Below are 2674 nucleotides of genomic sequence, written 5' to 3' on the forward strand. Positions count from 1 at the left end.
TCACCACCTTATTTTCCTTCCTTTGCGTCCTTTGCGAAATCTTCCTTTGCGCTCTTTGCGGTTAAATCTTTATACCTTTAAAAAACTTGAACATCAAGTAATAGAAATTTATGGAAATTTGTTGTTTCCCACAATCAATTTCTACCTATTTCTATAAATTTCAATCTATTTCTATTATCTTATCTCCATATCACTCTTATCTCCTTATCCCCTTTCTTACACTTTTGATATATAGCCTGAACGGTTACAAAAATTTTGACCTGTGCAATTAGAAATAAAAGGATAATATTTTGGGGACGCTGTCCCCAAGCCCCTGCTGGGGGTTTTGGGGAACGCGTTCCCCCAATAGGGTCTGGGACAAAACCCCAGAATATCTTCCTTAATTTCTACCTGCACAGGTGGAAATTTTTGTTGACTTTTGAATGATTTTGGCGTATCATAAATTGTAACCGTTCAGGATATAGCCACAGAGCCACAGAGAACACAGAGGGAATATATAATCACGAATGAATCCCGTTAGATGTTCTACTATCTAGTGTGGTGTTGAGTAAATTTTGCACGGCGTATCATCAGATTTCATAACCTGCAAACGGATAATTGGTAACTGGTAACTGGTTAAATAGTTTCGTCCTGAGCTCAGCCGAACGGTATTTAATTACCAGTTACCAATCACCAGTTACCAGAATCGAATTCCGTGCGTTATTTGTTCAACACGACACTAGCGAGGTGAACCCAAATCTCCCTGAACAACAAAAAGATTTGTAGTGCGAGGTGTTAGCCTCGCTTCTGGCAAACCAGAAGGCGAATCTAAAGGTTCGCACTCCATTTATGATGGGATATCACAGGTTAATTCGTGTCCTTATGTGACTAATTTCCTTAATTCTCTGTGAACTCTGTGCCTCTGTGGCTGAACGCTTACAATTCATGAAAGTCCAGCGGTTACAAAGAGGATAACTTAAAGATGCCAGAATTACCTGAGGTAGAAACTATTGTTCGTGGATTACAACAACAGATTATTGGCCAAAAAATTATTAAGGTAAGTGTCCATCTGCCTAAAATTATCAAGCAGGAAACAAAGGAGTTTGCCTCACAACTAAAGGATACACAGATACAGGGCATCAGTCGTCGGGGCAAGATGATTATCATTACTCTTTCAAATAACCTCAGTCTGCTTATTCATCTTAAACTTAGTGGTCAAATTGTTTATACTTCACCCCGGTCACCAATGGCAAATCATACCCACCTTGTTATTGAACTATCTGGTGGTAATCAATTACGATATATTGACCTGCGTCAGTTTGGTTATGTTATCTTAACCAAAACATCGATATTATCTGAGCTTACGCAATTGGCGGGACTTGGTGATGAGCCGCTGAAGATTTCATTATCCGATTTCAAAAGATTAATTTCTACGAAAAAGGGGCGGATAAAGTCGTTATTACTTAATCAATCATTTCTCGCTGGAATTGGCAATATTTATGCAGATGAATCCTTACATCTGGCACGGATTCATCCCCTTCAATTAGCCTCAACATTGACTCAATCGCAAATAAAAATACTTTATCAATCTATCAGGAATGTCTTAAGCGCGGCGATTCTGTATCGAGGTTCAAGTATCAGCAACTATGTTGATTCAAGTGGTCAGGAAGGTGGTTATCAGAGATTCCATCGGGTTTATCAACGGGAAGGGCAAGTGTGCGTTACCTGTCAGGAAAAGATATCGCGAGTAAAAATAGGCGGTCGCTCAAGCTATTTTTGCCCGCATTGCCAAAAACTGAACTTTCGTGTGAATATGGATAAACACAGATAAATTCTAGTGTCGTGTTGAACAAATAACGCACGGAATTTGATTCTGGTAACTGGTGATTGGTAACTGGTAATTAAATACCGTTCGGCTGAGCTCAGGACGAAACTATTTAACCAGTTACCAGTTACCAATTACCAATTATCCGTTTGCAGGTTACGAAACCTGATGATACTCCGTGCAAAACTTACTCAACACCACACTATTATAGCATTCTCTAAATACATATAATAGTTATTAACGAAAAATTCTCATAGAACAGATATAGCAACAGGGTTGATGGTTGATAGTTTATAGTTGATAGTTTCATAGACTATCAACCATCAACTATCAACAATACTAATGTGAACTTTTGGTTAATACTTACTATAATATTGTTATATCTACTTAGAGAACGCTTTACTAGTGTCGTGTTGAACAAATAACGCACGGAATTTGATTCTGGTAACTGGTGATTGGTAACTGGTAATTAAATACCGTTCGGCTGAGCTCAGGACGAAACTATTTAACCAGTTACCAGTTACCAATTACCAATTGTCCGTTTGCAGGTTACGAAACCTGATGATACTCCGTGCAAAACTTACTCAACACCACACTAGTGCGAACCTTTAGGTTTGCCTTCCTGTTTGCCAGAAGCGAGGCTAAAGCCTCGCACTACAAATCTTTTTGTGCATTCGTGTGCATTCCTGTTTATTCGTGGTTATATATTCCCTCTGTGTTCTCTGTAACTCTGTGGGCTATATGAGAGCGTTGCAAATAGTTTTTAGTTATGGTACGGGTTTGGGAGAGTTTTGGGTGATAAAAGATGCCAAAGCGACAAAAAAGAAATAATTTGCTTAGTTGACATCAAGAGGAGGGAATACTATATAG

2 protein-coding genes are annotated in these 2674 nt (G+C 38.8%); both read left to right on the forward strand.

Going from position 1 to position 2674, the window contains the following annotated elements:
• Window positions 1-110 precede the first annotated feature (110 nt).
• Window positions 111-272: a hypothetical protein gene (locus AB1414_18830; protein ID MEW6609468.1), complete on the forward strand. Its 162-nt coding sequence runs from the start codon at window positions 111-113 to the stop codon at window positions 270-272.
• Window positions 273-961: 689 nt separating this feature from the next.
• Window positions 962-1810 carry a bifunctional DNA-formamidopyrimidine glycosylase/DNA-(apurinic or apyrimidinic site) lyase gene (mutM, locus tag AB1414_18835; protein MEW6609469.1) on the forward strand — a complete coding sequence of 283 codons (849 nt, stop codon included), beginning with the start codon at window positions 962-964 and terminating at the stop codon, window positions 1808-1810.
• Window positions 1811-2674 lie beyond the last annotated feature (864 nt).

It is taken from the genome of bacterium (genome assembly GCA_040755795.1).
Lineage (GTDB): Bacteria > UBA9089 > CG2-30-40-21 > CG2-30-40-21 > SBAY01 > JBFLXS01.